Source organism: Klebsiella sp. JB_Kp042, from assembly GCF_040065275.1.
Lineage (GTDB): Bacteria > Pseudomonadota > Gammaproteobacteria > Enterobacterales > Enterobacteriaceae > Klebsiella > Klebsiella quasipneumoniae.
Genome location: NZ_JBEAJL010000093.1, coordinates 39,742 through 57,432, shown reverse-complemented (window position 1 = coordinate 57,432; position 17,691 = coordinate 39,742). Strand labels below are relative to the sequence as shown.

14 protein-coding genes are annotated in these 17,691 nt (G+C 61.1%); 6 read left to right on the top strand and 8 right to left on the bottom strand.

Annotated elements, in window-relative coordinates:
* Nucleotides 1–2: 2 nt before the first annotated feature.
* Nucleotides 3–1,112, top strand: coding sequence for an adenosylhomocysteinase (locus tag ABLV54_RS17810; RefSeq protein WP_004203536.1), 1,110 nt, complete (start codon nucleotides 3–5; stop codon nucleotides 1,110–1,112).
* A 44-nt stretch (nucleotides 1,113–1,156) separates the two neighbouring features.
* Here the strand turns inward: ABLV54_RS17810 and cobT are convergent, their stop codons facing one another.
* The 6 genes from cobT to dacD all read right to left on the bottom strand — a co-directional run bounded on the left by cobT (nucleotide 1,157) and on the right by dacD (nucleotide 6,774).
* Nucleotides 1,157–2,224, bottom strand: a complete 1,068-nt coding sequence (gene cobT / locus ABLV54_RS17805) for a nicotinate-nucleotide--dimethylbenzimidazole phosphoribosyltransferase (RefSeq protein WP_044524049.1) — start codon at nucleotides 2,222–2,224, stop codon at nucleotides 1,157–1,159.
* Between the two features lie 27 nt (nucleotides 2,225–2,251).
* Nucleotides 2,252–2,992: an adenosylcobinamide-GDP ribazoletransferase gene (gene cobS / locus ABLV54_RS17800; RefSeq protein ID WP_248860775.1), complete on the bottom strand. Its 741-nt coding sequence runs from the start codon at nucleotides 2,990–2,992 to the stop codon at nucleotides 2,252–2,254.
* 311 nt (nucleotides 2,993–3,303) lie between these two features.
* On the bottom strand, nucleotides 3,304–3,627 hold the full coding sequence (locus ABLV54_RS17795; RefSeq protein WP_002911883.1) for a DUF496 family protein: 324 nt from the start codon (nucleotides 3,625–3,627) through the stop codon (nucleotides 3,304–3,306).
* 167 nt (nucleotides 3,628–3,794) lie between these two features.
* The gene (locus ABLV54_RS17790) at nucleotides 3,795–4,853 is read right to left on the bottom strand and encodes an FUSC family protein (RefSeq protein WP_004203544.1); all 1,059 of its coding nucleotides are present in this window, start codon (nucleotides 4,851–4,853) and stop codon (nucleotides 3,795–3,797) included.
* 98 nt (nucleotides 4,854–4,951) lie between these two features.
* A complete protein-coding gene (sbmC, locus tag ABLV54_RS17785; RefSeq protein ID WP_048336055.1) occupies nucleotides 4,952–5,425 on the bottom strand; it encodes a DNA gyrase inhibitor SbmC in 474 nt (157 codons plus the stop codon).
* A gap of 185 nt (nucleotides 5,426–5,610) precedes the next feature.
* The gene (gene dacD / locus ABLV54_RS17780; RefSeq protein ID WP_050533861.1) at nucleotides 5,611–6,774 is read right to left on the bottom strand and encodes a serine-type D-Ala-D-Ala carboxypeptidase DacD; all 1,164 of its coding nucleotides are present in this window, start codon (nucleotides 6,772–6,774) and stop codon (nucleotides 5,611–5,613) included.
* A gap of 180 nt (nucleotides 6,775–6,954) precedes the next feature.
* Here dacD and sbcB point away from each other — a divergent pair, with 180 nt between their 5' ends.
* Both sbcB and ABLV54_RS17770 read left to right on the top strand, forming a co-directional pair.
* Entirely contained in the window at nucleotides 6,955–8,379 is a 1,425-nt protein-coding gene (sbcB, locus tag ABLV54_RS17775) for an exodeoxyribonuclease I (RefSeq protein ID WP_248860774.1), read from the top strand.
* Nucleotides 8,380–8,508, top strand: coding sequence for a hypothetical protein (locus tag ABLV54_RS17770; RefSeq protein ID WP_256555546.1), 129 nt, complete (start codon nucleotides 8,380–8,382; stop codon nucleotides 8,506–8,508).
* Between the two features lie 221 nt (nucleotides 8,509–8,729).
* On the opposite strand, the gene fusA is transcribed toward ABLV54_RS17770, so the two are convergent.
* Nucleotides 8,730–10,832 carry an elongation factor G gene (fusA, locus tag ABLV54_RS17765; RefSeq protein ID WP_032453436.1) on the bottom strand — a complete coding sequence of 701 codons (2,103 nt, stop codon included), beginning with the start codon at nucleotides 10,830–10,832 and terminating at the stop codon, nucleotides 8,730–8,732.
* Nucleotides 10,833–11,072: 240 nt separating this feature from the next.
* Between fusA and ABLV54_RS17760 the strand changes: the two genes are divergently transcribed.
* The gene (locus ABLV54_RS17760) at nucleotides 11,073–11,381 is read left to right on the top strand and encodes a helix-turn-helix domain-containing protein (RefSeq protein WP_023290335.1); all 309 of its coding nucleotides are present in this window, start codon (nucleotides 11,073–11,075) and stop codon (nucleotides 11,379–11,381) included.
* A gap of 19 nt (nucleotides 11,382–11,400) precedes the next feature.
* Here ABLV54_RS17760 and nifJ read toward each other — a convergent pair whose 3' ends face one another.
* Nucleotides 11,401–14,913 (bottom strand): pyruvate:ferredoxin (flavodoxin) oxidoreductase, encoded by a 3,513-nt coding sequence (gene nifJ / locus ABLV54_RS17755; protein WP_248860773.1) that lies wholly within the window; start codon nucleotides 14,911–14,913, stop codon nucleotides 11,401–11,403.
* A gap of 403 nt (nucleotides 14,914–15,316) precedes the next feature.
* Between nifJ and nifH the strand changes: the two genes are divergently transcribed.
* Nucleotides 15,317–16,198, top strand: a complete 882-nt coding sequence (gene nifH / locus ABLV54_RS17750; RefSeq protein WP_004203553.1) for a nitrogenase iron protein — start codon at nucleotides 15,317–15,319, stop codon at nucleotides 16,196–16,198.
* Nucleotides 16,199–16,214: 16 nt separating this feature from the next.
* Nucleotides 16,215–17,663, top strand: coding sequence for a nitrogenase molybdenum-iron protein alpha chain (nifD, locus tag ABLV54_RS17745; RefSeq protein ID WP_023290337.1), 1,449 nt, complete (start codon nucleotides 16,215–16,217; stop codon nucleotides 17,661–17,663).
* The last annotated feature ends 28 nt before the right edge of the window (nucleotides 17,664–17,691 follow it).

Genomic DNA, 17,691 nt, shown 5'->3' with positions numbered 1-17,691 from the left:
CAGTGAATAATAAAATCTCTTTAGCGAAAGAAGTGGCATGGGCCAGCCAGAATATGCCGCGTACCCTGCGTCAGGTCGCCGCCCTGCCCGACCTCAGCGGCGTCCGCCTTGCCTGCTGTATGCACCTCGACATGAAAATGATCCCGCTGGTGCAGGGGATCCTCGACAAGGGCGCTCAGGTCTTTTTAACCACCTGTAACCCCACCACCGTGCAGGACGACGTGGTGGCCTGGCTGGTGGAGCGCGGCGCCGAGGCCTGCGCCTGGCGCAATATGAGCGATGCCGACTGGCAACAGTCGTGGGAAAAAGCGATCGCCTGGCAGCCCACTCACCTGTGCGAAATGGGGGCCGATATCACTACCCTCCTCCACCAGCGCGGCGAGTTCGGCAACATCGTGGCGGGTCTGGAAGCCACCGGCTCCGGCGTCAATCGGCTGGGGGATATTCAGCCCGGCTATCCGATCTTTAACTGGGACGATCTGCCGGTCAAAGAGGGGCTGCATAACCGCCATATGGTCGGACTCACCGCCTGGCACACCTTCTTCCAGACCACTCATCTCACCCTGCATGAGAAAAAAGTGCTGGTGATCGGCTACGGCCTGGTTGGCCAGGGCGTCGCGGCGGCGGCAAAAGCCTTTGGCGGCCAGGTGATGGTGGCGGAGATCGATCCTGCCCGTCGGCTGCAGGCGGCCTATGACGGCTGGCACGTGGTCGATCTCCAGGAGGCTATCGCCTCGGCGGACGTGGTAGCCACCGCGACAGGCGGTAAAAACGTGGTTAATCGCCAGGCGCTGGACCGGGCGAAAGCGGGCGTGTTTATCCTTAACGTCGGCCACGTGGCGGAAGAGATCGACGGCGAGTACCTGCGCCAGTACCCTCAGGAAGAGGTGATGCCGTATATCAACGCCTACCGCATGGCTGACAAAACCGTCTACCTGATGGCCAATGGCTCGATGCTCAACCTGACCGCCGGCTTCGGCGACAGCCTTAACGCCTTTGACGTCACCCTGGCGGTGATGGCCAGCGGTATCGGCCATATTGTCAGCGACGGTATGCGCGCCCCGGCGCAGGTTTACCTGCTGCCGCAGGCGGTCTGGCAGCAGGCGCTGTAAACCCGGCGCACCGTCCCCCTTCCTCGAGACGATGCGCTTTATCATCAGGACGCTGGCGCGCTGTCGGGCAGCACAATGTTGCTCTGCGCCAGGGTCCCCATCTGGTGGTACATCGCGCTGGCGGCATCCAGCAGGTGCATGGCCAGCGCGGCGCCGCTGCCCTCCCCCAGGCGCATGTCCATATCGAGATACGGGCGCAGACCCAGCGCGTCGAGGGCGATCCGCGCCCCTTTCTCCGCCGACAGGTGCGAAGGGATAAGATACGGGTGCGCCGCCGGGGCCATGCGGCAGGCCGCCAGAGCCGAAGCGTAGGAGAGGAAGCCATCCAGCACCACCGGCAGGCCGCAGGAGGCCGCGCCGAGGATCACCCCGGTCATACCCACCAGATCAAAACCGCCCACCTTCGCCAGCACGTCCAGCCCGTCCGCCGGGTTCGGCTGGTTATGAGCGATCGCCTGGCGCACCACCGCCACCTTATGGCCCCGCTGCGCCAGCGGCAGATTGGCCCCGCAGCCCACCACCGCGTCGGGGTCGCTGCCGGTCAGGACGCTGATCGTCGCAGCGGCCGGGGTGGTATTGGCCATCCCCAGCTCCCCCACGCCAAAGACGTTCACCCCGTCGGCGGCGAGCTGGCGGGCGAAACGCATGCTGGCCAGCAGCACCGTCTCCGCCTGCTGACGGCTCATCGCCGCCGTCCGGGCGATATTCCCGCTGCCGCGGGCCACCTTGAGGTTGATCAGGCCCGGCAGCGGCTCGGCGTCGATGCCGACATCCACCACCTCCACTCTCACGCCAGCCTGCGCCGCCAGCACGCAGACGCCGGTATTGCCCCGCACCATATTGCCGGCATGAATGGCCGTCACCGCCTGCGGGGAAGGGGTCACGCCTTCATGCCAGACGCCGTGGTCGGCGCACATGACCACGATGGCTTTTTCAGTCAGCGCCAGCTGCCCCTGCAGCCCCGGCAGACCGGCCAGCTGTACCGCCAGGCTCTCCAGACGGCCAAGGCTGCCGGGCGGCTTTAACAGGCCATCAATATGCTGCTGCGCGCGCGCCATGCCCGTCACATCGGGCTGCGGAATGGCAGCCAGTAACGCCGAAAGTGTTTCCATTCTGTTCCTCACCGTTGATGCCAGGCCTTACAGTAGCGCCAGTAAAAAGAGTAATTCACCCAGCTCGATCGCCGCTCCGAGGGTATCCCCGGTCTGTCCGCCGAGGGTTCGCTTCAGCGCCCACCCCAGACCCCAGATCAGCACCAGGGCAATCAGCGCGGCGCGCAGCCCCTGCAGCCCCAGCAGGGCGGTGGCCAGCGCGATCGCCAGCGCCATCGTCACCAGCGTCTGCTGCAGGCTAATTTTGCCAATAAACAGATTGCCCAGCCCTTTTTCCCGCGCATAGCGATGGCGATACATCAGCAGCACCGCCATTCCGCGACCGACGGCGCAGGCCGCCGCCAACGCCGCGATGGGGTTGACATCGCGCAGTAGCAGTTCGCCGACCACCAGCACCTTCGCCACCAGCACAAAAATCAGCGCCAGCCCGCCGTGGGTACCCAGCCGGCTGTCGCGCATGATCTCCAGCATTCGATCGCGGGTGCGGGCGGAGAAGATGCCGTCGCAGGTATCGGCCAGCCCGTCAAGGTGAAATCCGCCGGTGAGCAGCGCCAGCGCCAGCACGCCGAACAGCGCCGCCAGCGGGACGCCGCACCACGGCTGCAGGAGGTACACCACCGCGCCGGCGATGGCGCCGAGCAATAAACCGACCAGCGGGAAGGTGACGATACTGCGCTGGTACTGTTCGATCTCCAGGCCCTGAGATAACCGCGCCGGGACCGGCAGACGGCTGATAAACGAGAGTGCGGCAAAGAATGACTTAATCACGTGGGGTTGACTCCTGTCGGCGAAAGCAGCGGAAGAGATTCTGTCGCGCCCGGTCAGCACCTGAGTTTGTCTTCTGGCGAATCGATCGTCGGAGAGGTGAGAGGTGTTGAGATATCGCCCTGACGCCGCTGCGTCAGATGCCCGGCCAGGATGAGAGAAACCTTTCCGATATCAATACGTTTTCGCGGGGCAGTATAGCAAAGAGTCGGTGCAGAGAGGCAGTTGCCGGGACAAAGTTTTCGCAGAAAAAGAGACGGGAGGTGGTAGTGCAGAACAGCCCGGCGACGCTGACCGCCGCCGGACAGCTGGGATTAGCCTTCGACTTTGGCTTCACCCATCACTTTCAGTTTTTTAGAGATGTCGCGGCGCTCTTTGGACAGCTCGGCATTCTTGATGATGTAGTCATCAACGCGGTCTTCATAATCGCTCTTCATGCTGGCGATGATGCCCTGGATAGCTTCCACGCTCATGCCCGGTTTGATGTAGTCGCTGAGGTTGTCCAGCAGCAGAACGCGCTTCTGGTTATCACGGATCTTTTTCTCAACGTCCTGAATTTCACGCTGCAGTTTGTTCTTACGACGGTACAGACGAACAAACTCCAGTACGTCCTGGAAAGAAGGCTTAGTTGTTTCCATTTTTACACCCCTAATAATTGAGATTCGGATTCGTAAAGCGACTGCGTTATAGGGCTAACATAACTGCTAGCAGTCGCTGATGACAATGTTTTTTCCTTTGCGTTTATCATAACCCTAAACGCTGCTGAATCGAAACAACCCATGCAGTTACCCGGTGCATCTGGTGCTTATTTGCGCAACGCGCGGCAGATCAGATGCGACAGCAGCTCCAGCTGGCGCGCCAGTTCAATAGAGAGCCAAACATAGCCATGGATCGGGGTTTCCGCCAGGCTATCGTCACCCTGCTCTTTCATCAGCTGGCGCAGTTCGAGAACGATTTCATTCAGCTTTTCATTGTTGGCGCGCACAGGCTGAGGGTTCCCTTCATACAAGGCGTGGGCGATGGCCAACAGCGTCTGCTGGGTCATCTGCTGCGTCTCCCGCAGAGTGTGCGCGTTCAGCATGACGAAGTGGCCCGGACGGGTTGCCCACCAGGCGTTGATCTGCAGCTCCAGCATGCACACGAGGTTGCGGCTGACGGTCTGGATAGCCTCGAAGATCGCCTTCTGGATGTGCGTCTCTTTGCTGGCGGGGGTGATTAGCCCGCGCATTTTGACGACGTCGTTGAGCGCCTGTTGGAGATGCTTTTCCAGCCGCGGCCGATCCACCAGATTTGGCGAGAAGCCGGCCTGGTAGAGGCGGTTGAAGTTGGTGACATAGCTGGCCATCTGGATGCGCCAGTGGATAAACGCCCGCTGCGGCCAGATACCGGTAAACAGCATCGCCAGCAGCGAGCCGAAGATCACGTCGCCGCTTCGCCACAGGGCGGTATGCATATCGCCCGGCGGCGCCCCGACCACCACCGACAGGGTGATGCCGATCAGCAGCGCCTGATAGGGTTTCTTGCCCAGCGCCAGCCAGCCGCAGAGGAACATCGCCGCCGCGCACCAGAGGACCATCAGCGGCAGGGAGATAAGCTCAAGCTTGAGCGCCACCAGCCCCAGCGCCGAGCCGAGGATCGTGCCGCCGATGCGCTGAAACGCCCGCGGCACGACGTTGCCCCAGAAGGAGATCGGCCCCATTACCACCACCAGGGTGATGAGAGGCCAGGTCCCCTCAGGCACGTTCAGCAGCCGCACCAGCAAAAAGGTGAGCACAAAGGCCAGCGCAATCCGCACACCATGCACCACACGATAATGGCGATACAAGCGGATCTCAAATGGCTTGAGTGATTTATCAGCGCGCACAACCCTCTCCGGCAAAACGAAAAGGCCAATTGTAACTGCTTTTTCGCCCGGAGCGTGCCGGGAATGTAAAAATCCTTGTCCGGAACAGGGGTAAATCGCTACGACGCGACGCGGGCGACGGGAACATACATGTCGATATCCCAGTAGCCGTCGTGGTTGCCGTCGTTAAGATAGACCTCAAAGCAGGGCTGAGGGGCGATGCGATACGCCGTGCTCTGCAGCAGGCTGTCGAAAAACTGCCTCCACGGGGTGGCGAAGTCGTGATCCACCACCCGCGCGCGGGCGCAGGCGTAATCCCCGCCGGCAATCGCCGTTATGATCACCCCTTCGCTGTTGGCGGGAATGACGTAATCCTCGTCAACGGCGACCACGGTGGCGCAGCGCAGTTTTTCCGCCGGCACGTCCTCCGGGTTATCGTAGTAGACGGCAAGCCACTCGCGGGCGGGCACCTGCCGGCCCTCAACCCACATCATCAGTTGCTCAAACCCCTGCCTGACGGTTTGATCCCAGGGCCCGACCAGATGGAAACCGGCAATGGTTTTCTTGCCGAGGGGGGTGACGCTGTAGTTCATCTTGCCTCCTTTGGAGATAAATGACTGTATGAATATACAGTTAATTTAACAGGAGATCCCCCCTCAGTATGTGCGCGAATTCACAGAGTCGCCATTGCGGCTGATGAAAAAAACGGCGATGTTGTCGCCGCGTCTGCCGGGCGGCAGGCGAAAAAAAACCGCCTGCAAAGAGGCGGTTGGCGTGGTTACAGCTCGTGGTGCAGGTAATCGCTCATTCGCGAGAACACCCCGCCTTTATTAATGCTTTCGAGGGTGACCAGCGGATAGTGGCCCACGATCTTGTCGCCGTCATACAGCGAAATCTCGCCGACCCGCTGGTTGGCGGCGATCGGCGCCTCCAGATCCTTTTTATCCAGCACGTATTTCGCCTTAATCCGCGACACTTCCGCCTTCGGCAGCGCTAACCAGAAATCCTGATCGGTGCCGAGCTTAATCTGCTCTTTATCGCCGTACCAGATGCGCTCGCTGCCGACCTTCTGCCCCTTCTGCAGCACCTGCACGGTGTCGAAGTTTTGCTGCCCCCAGTGCAGCAGTTTCGCGGCCTGCTGCTCGCGGCCTTTCGGGCTGTCGGCCCCCATCACCACGGCGATCAACCGACGCTGGCCATCCACCGCCGAGGCGATCAGGTTGAACCCGGCGCCCGACGTGTGTCCGGTTTTCAGGCCATCGACGTTCAGGGTTTTATCCCACAGCAGACCGTTACGGTTTTGCTGGGTAATGCCGTTCCACGTTAGGCTTTTCTGGCTGTACATGTGGTAGACGTCAGGCTCGCCATGGATAATCGCCCGCGACAGCACCGCCAGGTCATAGGCCGAACTGTGCTGGCCCGGGGCATCGAGGCCGTGGACGGTTTCGAAATGGGTATCCTGCAAATGCAGTTTTTCGACATACTGATTCATCAGGGCGACAAACTGCGGCTGACCGCCGGCGACATAGTCGGCCAGCGCGACGCAGGCGTCGTTGCCGGAGTCGACAATCAGCCCGCGGCTGAGGTCGCGGACGCTGACGCGATCCCCTGGCTTTAAGAACATCAGGGATGACCCGTCGAACACCGGGTTGCCCTTCGCCCAGGCGTCTTTCCCCACGGTGACGATATCGTCAAAGGTGATACGATGGCTGTCGATGGCGCGATCGACCACGTAGCCGGTCATTAATTTGGTCAGGCTGGCAGGATTGCGCTGCTGATGTTCGTTACCCGCGGTCAGTACCTGACCGGTGGTGTAATCCATCAGCACCCAGGAGCCAGCCTGAATGGAAGGCGGCGCGACCGTAGCAGGTAAGTCGACGGCAAATGCGCAGGAAACGCTCGAAGCGAGCAAAGATACAGCAATAAACAAACGGCCTTTCAACGGCATATCCTCTAGATTTACAGATCCGCCGTCCTTTTTACGGAACTTCGCGTTTCATATCAGGGTTTAATTGCAAGAAAATATGACACGGCGGAGGATGTTGCTTGCCGTTACCCTTCTGATGACCGGGCAAATCGTTTACCATACCGGTCGCACGCCACCACGGATAATGAACAGACTATGCAAGACAGCGTCAACCAGCCCGGATTTTTATTCCACGATTATGAAACCTTCGGCACCAGCCCTTCCCTTGACCGGCCGGCGCAGTTCGCCGCCATCCGCACCGACGCGGAGCTGAACGTGCTGGGCGAGCCCGAGGTGTTTTACTGCAAGCCCGCTGACGATTACCTGCCGCAGCCGCAGGCGGTAATGATCACCGGGATCACCCCGCAGGAAGCGCTGGCCAAAGGGGATAACGAGGCCGCGTTTGCCCGCCGCATCCACGATCTGTTCACGGTGCCGCAAACCTGCATCGTCGGCTATAACAATGTGCGCTTTGATGACGAAGTGACGCGGAATATCTTCTATCGCAACTTCTATGACCCTTATGCCTGGAGCTGGCAGCACGATAACTCGCGCTGGGATCTGCTCGACGTGATGCGCGCCTGCTATGCCCTGCGTCCGGAAGGGATCGCCTGGCCGGAAAATGACGAGGGTCTGCCGAGCTTCCGCCTTGAACATTTGACCGTCGCCAACGGTATTGAACACCAGAACGCCCATGACGCGATGGCCGACGTGTACGCCACCATCGCCATGGCGAAGCTGGTGAAAACCCGGCAGCCGCGGCTGTTTGACTATCTCTACAGCCACCGCAATAAGCGCAAGCTGGCGACGCTCATCGACGTACCGCAGATGAAGCCGCTGGTGCATGTCTCCGGCATGTTCGGCGCCGCGCGCGGCAACACCAGCCTGGTGGCGCCCCTGGCCTGGCATCCGGAAAACCGCAATGCGGTGATTATGGTCGATCTGGCGGGGGATATGGCGCCGCTCCTGGAGCTGGATGCGGACGCCCTGCGCGAGCGGCTTTACACCCCGCGCGCCGAGCTTGGCGATCTGCCGGCGGCGCCGATCAAGCTGGTGCATCTCAATAAATGTCCGGTGCTGGCTCAGGCCAATACCCTGCGCCCGCAGGATGCCGACCGGCTGGGGATCTCCATTCAGCGCTGTCTGGAGAATGCCCAGCTGCTGCGGGCGAATCCGCAGGTGCGGGAGAAAGTGGTGGCGGTGTATGCCGAAGCCGAGCCGTTCGTGCCGTCCAAAAACGTCGACGCCCAGCTTTACAATGGGTTCTTTAGCGATGCCGACCGCGCGGCGATGAAAATCGTGCTGGAAACGGAACCGCGCAATCTGCCGGCGCTGGATATCACCTTCGCCGACAAGCGCATCGAACGCCTGCTGTTTAACTATCGGGCGCGCAACTTCCCCGGCACGCTCGATGAAGCCGAGCAGCAGCGCTGGTTAGAGCACCGTCGTCAGGTATTTACGCCTGAGTTTTTGCAGGCCTATGCCGATGAACTGCAGATGCTGTATCAGCAGTATGCGGATGATAAAGAGAAGCTGGCGCAGCTGAAGGCGCTGTGGCAGTACGCACAGGATATTGTCTGATTGGCTGAAATTCCCGGGTTGCGGCTAACGCCTTACCCGGGCTACAAACTGTATCAGCTGTATGCGGATGATAAAGAGAAGCTGGCGCAGCTGAAGGCGCTGTGGCAGTACGCGCAGGATATTGTCTGATTGGCTGAAATTCCCGGGTTGCGGCTACCGCCTTACCCGGGCTACAAACGATGACCGGGGAGGACACCTGACCGTAGGCCCGCGCAAGCGCAGCGCCGCCGGGCATTGCATCCCCGGTTCGTGCTTACCTTTTTGCCCGGGGGCGGCTTCGCCTTACCGGGCCTGGGCGCTGGTACCAGAGTAGCCCGGGTAAGGCGAAGCCGCTACCCGGGATGACTGGCTTAACTTTTCGCGCGGCTGGCGATGATTTCATCCGCTACGTTGCGCGGCGCTTCCGCGTAGTGGTGGAACTCCATGCTGTAGGTTGCTCGTCCCTGAGACATCGAGCGCAGCGTGGTGGAATAACCAAACATCTCCGCCAGCGGCACATCGGCGCGGATGATCTGGCTGCCGAAGCGCTCTTCCATTCCCTGCACCATCCCGCGACGGGAAGAGAGATCGCCCATGATATTCCCGGCGTACTCTTCCGGCGTTTCCACCTCCACGTGCATCACCGGCTCAAGGATCACCGGGTCCGCTTTGCGCGCCCCTTCGCGGAAGCCGAAGATCGCCGCCATACGGAACGCCATCTCCGAGGAGTCCACATCGTGGTACGATCCGAAGGTCAGGGTCGCTTTCACGTCAACCACCGGATAGCCCGCCAGCACGCCGGTGCCCATCGCTTCGCGCAGCCCTTTCTCCACGGAAGGGATGTACTCGCGCGGCACTACCCCGCCTTTGGTGGCGTCCTCGAAGACGAAACCGCTGCCCGGCTCCAGCGGCTCAAGGGTCAGCACGACGTGCCCGTACTGTCCTTTACCGCCGGACTGGCGCACAAATTTGCCCTCCACGTCCGTCACTTTCTTGCGCAGGGTTTCGCGGTAGGTGACCTGCGGACGACCAATGTTGGCTTCGACGTTAAACTCGCGCTTCATCCGGTCGACAATGATCTCCAGATGCAGCTCGCCCATGCCGGAGATAATCGTCTGGCCGGACTCTTCATCGGTATGCAGACGGAACGACGGATCTTCCGCCGCCAGCCGCTGCAGCGCGATGCCCATTTTCTCCTGGTCCGCTTTGGTCTTCGGCTCAATCGCCAGCGAAATCACCGGCTCCGGAAACTCCATCCGCTCAAGGGTAATCACCGCATCCGGGTCGCATAACGTATCGCCGGTAGTGACATCCTTCAGCCCAACGCAGGCCGCGATATCCCCGGCGTGCAGTTCGTCCACTTCGTGGCGATCGTTGGCCTGCATCAGGACGATACGCCCGATGCGCTCTTTCTTGCCCTTCACCGGATTCCACACCGCATCGCCTTTCTTCAGCGTCCCGGAGTAGACGCGGATAAAGGTCAACTGGCCGACGTAGGGATCGGTCATCAGTTTGAACGCCAGCGCCGACAGCGGCTCATCGTCGCTCGGATGGCGCTCCGCCGGCTGGCCTTTCTCATCCACGCCCTGTATCGCCGGAATATCCAGCGGCGACGGCATCAGCTCCACCACCGCGTCGAGCATGCGCTGCACGCCTTTATTTTTAAAGGCGCTACCGCAGAGCACCGCCTGGATTTCACCCTTCACCGTGCGCTGGCGCAGACCGGCGACGATCTCCGCCTCGTCCAGCTCGCCGGTTTCGAGGTATTTATCCATCAGCGCGTCGCTGGCCTCCGCCGCCGCCGAGACCATTTTCTCCCGCCACTCGCGGGCCGTCGCCAGCAGATCGTCAGGGACCGGTCCGTAGCTGAAGGTCATGCCCTGGGTGGCGTCATCCCACAGGATGGCGCGCATTTTCACCAGGTCGACGACGCCGGTGAAATGCTCTTCGGCGCCAATGGGGATGACAATCGGCACCGGGTTGGCCTTCAGGCGGTCGATCATCATCTGCACCACGCGGAAGAAGTCCGCGCCGGGGCGGTCCATCTTGTTGACGAAGGCCAGCCGCGGGACATGGTATTTATTCGCCTGGCGCCAGACGGTCTCCGACTGGGGCTGCACCCCGCCGACGGAGTCATACACCATCACCGCGCCGTCGAGCACGCGCATGGAACGTTCCACCTCAATGGTGAAATCCACGTGCCCCGGGGTGTCGATGATATTGATCCGGTGCGGCTCGAAGCTGCGGTCCATACCCGGCCAGAAGCAGCTCACCGCCGCCGAGGTAATGGTGATCCCGCGCTCTTGCTCCTGGGCCATCCAGTCGGTGGTTGCCGCGCCATCGTGTACTTCACCCAGCTTATGGCTCATCCCGGTGTAAAACAGGATGCGCTCGGTGGTGGTGGTTTTACCGGCATCGATATGCGCGGAGATACCGATGTTGCGATAACGTTCGAGGGGGATGGGTCGGGGCATGATGCGTCCTTAGTCGTTTTGACTGTCAGTCTGCGGTCGGAATGATCCGCAGTTCATTTTACTGCCGCTTATGATAGTACAATTGTACGAGTATATTCGAACTGTTTTTACTATTATTATGATTGGTCAGGTTGCGGCGGCGCGCGTGGCATGAGAACAGGAGTTTGGGTATAGTAGCCGCCAGCCGCCGATACGGACTGCGACCGCCATGCGCCGCGCCACCGCCGACACAGGATTATTATGATCGCCAATCACCCTGAACGAGAACAAATTCGCCTGGAAAATGTCCTTTCCGCGCTCGGCAACCCGCTGCGACTGGAGATCATCCGCACGCTGGCCGACGGCAGCGAGCAGAGCTGTAACGCTCTGCGTCAGGAAGAGGTGGCCAAGTCCACCATGACCCACCACTGGCGCGTCCTGCGCGACAGCGGTGTGATCTGGCAGCGGCCTCAGGGACGGGAGAATATGATTTCGCTGCGCCGGGAAGATCTGGACGCCCGTTTTCCCGGCCTGCTGGATACGCTGCTGAACGTGATGCAGCAGTCGTGAATCGCTAACCTGCTGCCTGCTACTCCCCCGCCAGCCGCTGGTACTGCCTGAAACGGGCCCGGGCATCCTCCTCCGTTTGCCGGAACAGCGCGTCCGCCAGATCCGGGGTGGTTTTGTGCAGCGCGGCATAGCGCACCTCGCCAAGCAGAAAGTCGCGGAAGCTCTCTTCCGGCTCTTCGGAGTCCAGTATAAACGGCGTTTTGCCCTCGGCTTCGCGCTGTGGATGGTAGCGCCACAGGTGCCAGTATCCCGCCTCCACCGCCCGCTTCGCCTCGCGCTGACTGCAGCGCATCCCGGCTTTCAGGCCGTGGTTGATACAGGCGGCGTAGGCGATCACCAGCGACGGTCCCGGCCAGGCTTCAGCCTCGGCGATGGCCCGCAGGGTCTGATCTTTATCAGCGCCCATGGCGATCTGCGCAACGTAAACATTACCGTAGCTCATCGCCATCATGCCGAGATCTTTTTTCCGCGTGCGTTTCCCCTGGGCGGCAAACTTGGCGATCGCCGCCACCGGGGTCGATTTGGACGACTGGCCGCCGGTGTTGGAGTAGACCTCGGTATCGAACACCAGAATATTGACGTCTTCCCCGCTGGCCAGCACATGATCGAGACCGCCGAAGCCAATATCGTAGGCCCAGCCGTCGCCGCCGAAGATCCACTGCGAACGCCGGACGAAATAGTCACGGTTCTGCCAGAGCTGCTCCAGCAGCGGAACCCCCTCTTTTTCCGCCGCCAGCAACGCACTGAGGCGGTCTGCACGTTCGCGGGTCCCCTCCCCCTCGTCCTGCTGCGCCAGCCATTGCCGCATCGCGGCGTGAAGCGCGTCGCTGACCGGCAGCGCCAGGGCGCGAGTCATCTCCCCGGCGATCTGTTGGCGGATCGCCTGGCCGCCGAGCATCATGCCCAGCCCGAACTCGGCGTTGTCCTCAAACAGCGAGTTTGCCCAGGCCGGCCCGTGGCCGCGGTGGTTGGTGGTATAGGGCATCGAAGGCGCGCTGGCGCCCCAGATCGAAGAGCAGCCGGTGGCGTTGGCGATCAGCATCCGGTCGCCAAACAGCTGGGTGATCAGCCGGGCATAGGGCGTTTCGCCACAGCCCGCGCAGGCGCCGGAAAACTCCAGCAGCGGCGTTTCGAACTGGCTGCCTTTGACCGTCGTTTTGCGAAACGGGTTATCTTTTGGCGCCAGCCCCAGCGCGTAGTCCCAGACCGGGGCCATCGCGCGCTGGCTGTCGAGGGAGGCCATCTGCAGCGCCTTGCCGCGCGACGGGCAGCTCTCCACGCAGTTGCCGCAGCCGGAGCAGTCCAGCGGTGAGATAGCCAGATGATAGTGGTAGTCTTTGGCCCCCTGGGCCGGTTTGCTCAGCAGCCCGGCGGGCGCCGTATCCTGCTCTTCCGCGTTCAGCAACGCCGGGCGGATCGCCGCATGCGGGCAGACGAAGGCGCACTGGTTACACTGAGTGCAGCCGTCGGGCTGCCAGACCGGCACCTCCAGGGCAATGCCGCGCTTCTCCCAGGCGGCGGTGCCGGAGGGAAAGGTGCCGTCTTCCATCCCGGCGAAGGCGCTCACCGGCAGCAGATCGCCGCGCTGGCGGTTCATGGGCTGCAGAATATCGCGGATGAAGTCCGGCATCAGGGTTGTCGCCTGCGGCGCCGGCGCCTCGAGGGTCGCCCAGTGGGCGGGAACCGTCACCCGACGCAGCGCCGCCATCCCCAGCTCGATCGCCCGCTGGTTCATCTCAATGACGCTCGCCCCTTTGCTGCCATAGCTTTTCTCCACCGCCTGCTTGAGATAGTCCGCCGCGGTTTGCGGATCGATAATCGCCGTCAGCTTAAAGAACGCCGCCTGCATCAGCATGTTAAAGCGCCCGCCGAGGCCCAGCTCGCGGGCGATGTCCACGGCGTTGAGGGTATAAAAGTCGATCTTTTCCTGCGCCAGATAGCGCCGGACGCTGACCGGCAGGTGCTGCTCCAGCTCCGCCTCGGACCAGCTGCAGTTGAGCAAAAAGGTGCCTCCCGGCTTCAGCCCCTCCAGCAGGTCGTAGCGGTCGACATAGGATTGCTGAGAGCAGGCGATAAAATCGGCCCGGTGGATCAGGTAGGGCGAGGTGATTGGCCGGTCGCCAAAGCGCAGGTGCGAGACGGTGATCCCCCCGGACTTTTTCGAGTCGTAGGAAAAGTAGGCCTGAGCATAGAGCGGCGTGTTATCGCCGATGATCTTAATGGCGCTTTTGTTCGCCCCGACGGTGCCATCCGAGCCCATGCCCCAGAATTTGCAGGCGGTGATCCCGGCGTGGGAGACCGCCAGCGGCACCTGCCGGGCGGGCAGCGAGGTAAAGGTGACGTCATCGACAATGCCCAGGGTAAACCCGTCCTTCGGCAGCGGCTGCCGAAGATTGTCAAACACCGCGGCGATATCGTTGGGCAGTACATCCTTACCGCCGAGGGCGTAGCGGCCGCCGACAATCAGCGGCGCATCGTCGCGTTGATAGAAAGCGTTTTTGACGTCGAGGCACAGCGGTTCCGCCTGCGCCCCCGGCTCTTTGGTGCGGTCAAGGACGGCAATGCGCTGCACGCTGGCGGGCAATTGCGCGAAGAAGTGCGCCAGCGAGAACGGCCGATAGAGATGAACGCTGAGCAGCCCCACCTTCTCCCCCGCCGCATTCAGCGCATCCACCACCTCCTGGACGGTGTCGCACACTGAGCCCATGGCGATTATCACCCGCTCGGCGTTCGGCGCGCCGTGGTAATTAAACAGGTGATATTCCCGCCCGGTAAGCGCGGTGATCTTCGCCATATAGCTTTCCACCAGATCGGGCAGCGCGAGGTAGAAGCGGTTACCGGCCTCCCGCTCCTGGAAGTAGATATCCGGGTTTTGCGCGGTGCCGCGGATCACCGGGTGATCCGGATGCAGCGCCTGACGACGAAAGCGCTCCAGCGCCGGGCGGTCCAGCAGCGCCGCCAGTTGCTCATACTCCAGCACCTCGATCTTCTGTATTTCGTGCGAAGTGCGAAAGCCGTCGAAGAAGTTGATAAAGGGTATCCGCCCGGCGATCGCCGCCAGATGCGCCACCGCCGACAGGTCCATCACCTGCTGAACGTTATTCTCCACCAGCATGGCGCAGCCGGTCTGGCGCACCGCCATCACATCCTGATGGTCGCCAAAAATATTCAGCGAATTGGTCGCCAGCGCCCGGGCGCTAACGTGAAAGACGCCCGGCAGCAGCTCCCCGGCAATTTTGTACAAATTGGGGATCATCAGCAGCAGCCCCTGCGACGCGGTGTAGGTGGTGGTGAGCGCCCCCGCCTGCAGCGCGCCGTGCACCGCCCCGGCGGCGCCGGCTTCAGACTGCATCTCCATCAGGCGCACCGGCCGACCAAAGAGGTTCTTTTTCCCCTTAGCGGCCCATTCATCGACATTCTCCGCCATCGGGGTGGAGGGGGTAATGGGATAGATGGCCGCCACGTCGGTAAAGGCGTAGGAGATCCAGGCCGCCGCCGCGTTGCCATCCATTGTTTTCATGTTTCCGGACATCGTTCAATCCTCGAAGGTGAGCGTTCTCTTTACCGCGACAGCCCGCGGCAAACCCTGTTTCCTCTTCAAGCACAGCCTGTGCCAGCTCGCGGATTGCCGCCTGTCGCTTATTAATTCAACAGGTTAAGGGAAGAGAGGCGCAGGTCCGTCCGGCGGAATTGCGGGGAATAAGACACAGGGCGCGACAAGCTGTTGAACAGGCGACAAAGCGCCGCGCCGGGCCGGTGGCGGGAAATTGTTCTGTTTCGCACATTTGGTGGCGTTATTGTGCCGTTTGCGCAGGCCCCCGGCGCGGCCGGTTTACAGAAAATACTTATTTATCAAATAACTGCATAAAAAATCACAGCTGGTATGTTCCCTGCACTTCTCTGCTGGCAAACACTCAACAACAGGAGAAGTCACCATGACCATGCGTCAATGCGCTATCTACGGTAAAGGCGGTATCGGTAAATCCACCACCACCCAGAATCTCGTCGCGGCCCTCGCCGAGATGGGTAAGAAAGTAATGATCGTCGGCTGCGATCCGAAGGCGGACTCCACCCGTCTGATCCTCCACGCTAAAGCCCAGAACACCATTATGGAGATGGCGGCGGAAGTGGGCTCGGTCGAGGATCTGGAGCTCGAAGACGTGCTGCAAATCGGCTATGGCGATGTACGTTGCGCCGAATCCGGCGGCCCGGAGCCAGGCGTTGGCTGCGCCGGGCGCGGGGTGATCACCGCCATCAACTTCCTCGAGGAAGAAGGCGCCTATGAAGAAGACCTGGATTTCGTCTTCTATGACGTCCTCGGCGACGTGGTCTGCGGCGGCTTCGCCATGCCGATCCGCGAAAACAAAGCCCAGGAGATCTACATCGTCTGCTCCGGGGAGATGATGGCGATGTATGCCGCCAACAATATCTCCAAGGGGATCGTGAAGTACGCCAAATCCGGCAAGGTACGCCTCGGCGGCCTGATCTGTAACTCGCGCAAAACCGACCGCGAAGACGAGCTGATCATCGCCCTGGCGGAAAAGCTCGGCACCCAGATGATCCACTTTGTTCCCCGCGACAACATTGTGCAGCGCGCAGAGATCCGCCGAATGACGGTGATCGAGTACGACCCGACCTGTCAGCAGGCCAACGAATATCGTCAGCTGGCGCAGAAGATCGTCAATAACACCAAAAAAGTGGTGCCGACCCCCTGCACCATGGACGAGCTGGAGTCGCTGCTGATGGAGTTCGGCATCATGGAAGAAGAAGACACCAGCATCATTGGTAAAACCGCCGCTGAAGAAAACGCGGCCTGAGCACAGGATCCTCACCATGACCAACGCAACAGGCGAACGTAACCTTGCGCTCATCCAGGAAGTTCTGGAGGTGTTTCCCGAAACCGCGCGCAAAGAGCGCAGAAAGCACATGATGATCAGCGATCCGCAGATGGAGAGCGTCGGCAAGTGCATTATCTCGAACCGTAAATCGCAGCCCGGGGTGATGACCGTGCGCGGCTGCGCCTACGCCGGCTCGAAAGGGGTGGTGTTTGGGCCGATTAAAGACATGGCCCATATCTCGCACGGCCCCATCGGCTGCGGCCAGTACTCGCGCGCCGGACGGCGCAATTACTATACCGGCGTCAGCGGTGTCGACAGCTTCGGCACCCTGAACTTCACCTCAGATTTTCAGGAGCGCGATATTGTCTTCGGCGGCGATAAAAAGCTGAGCAAACTGATTGAAGAGATGGAGCTGCTGTTCCCGCTGACCAAAGGGATCACTATTCAGTCGGAGTGCCCGGTGGGCCTGATCGGCGATGACATCAGCGCCGTGGCCAACGCCAGCAGCAAGGCGCTGGATAAACCGGTGATCCCGGTGCGCTGCGAAGGCTTTCGCGGCGTCTCGCAGTCGCTGGGCCACCATATCGCCAACGACGTGGTGCGCGACTGGGTGCTGAACAACCGCGAAGGGCAGCCGTTTGCCAGCACCCCGTATGATGTCGCCATCATTGGCGATTACAACATCGGCGGCGACGCCTGGGCCTCGCGCATTCTGCTGGAAGAGATGGGGCTGCGCGTAGTGGCGCAGTGGTCCGGCGACGGCACCCTGGTGGAGATGGAGAACACCCCGTTCGTTAAGCTAAACCTCGTCCACTGCTACCGTTCGATGAACTATATCGCCCGCCATATGGAGGAGAAACATCAGATCCCGTGGATGGAATATAACTTCTTCGGCCCGACCAAAATCGCCGAATCGCTGCGCAAGATCGCCGATCAATTTGATGACGCCATTCGCGCCAATGCGGAAGCGGTGATCGCCAAATATGAGGGGCAGATGGCGGCCATCATCGCCAAATATCGCCCGCGGCTGGAGGGGCGCAAAGTGCTGCTGTACATGGGGGGGCTGCGGCCGCGCCACGTCATCGGCGCCTATGAGGATCTCGGGATGGAGATCATCGCCGCCGGCTACGAGTTTGCCCATAACGATGATTACGACCGCACCCTGCCGGACCTGAAAGAGGGCACTCTGCTGTTTGACGATGCCAGCAGCTATGAGCTGGAGGCCTTCGTCAAAGCGCTGAAGCCCGACCTCATCGGCTCCGGGATCAAAGAGAAATATATCTTCCAGAAAATGGGGGTGCCGTTCCGCCAGATGCACTCCTGGGACTATTCCGGCCCCTATCACGGCTATGACGGCTTCGCCATCTTTGCCCGCGATATGGATATGACCCTGAACAATCCGGCGTGGAACGAACTGACTGCCCCGTGGCTGAAGTCTGCGTGATTGCCCCTTCACTGTCCCGTCAGTCCAC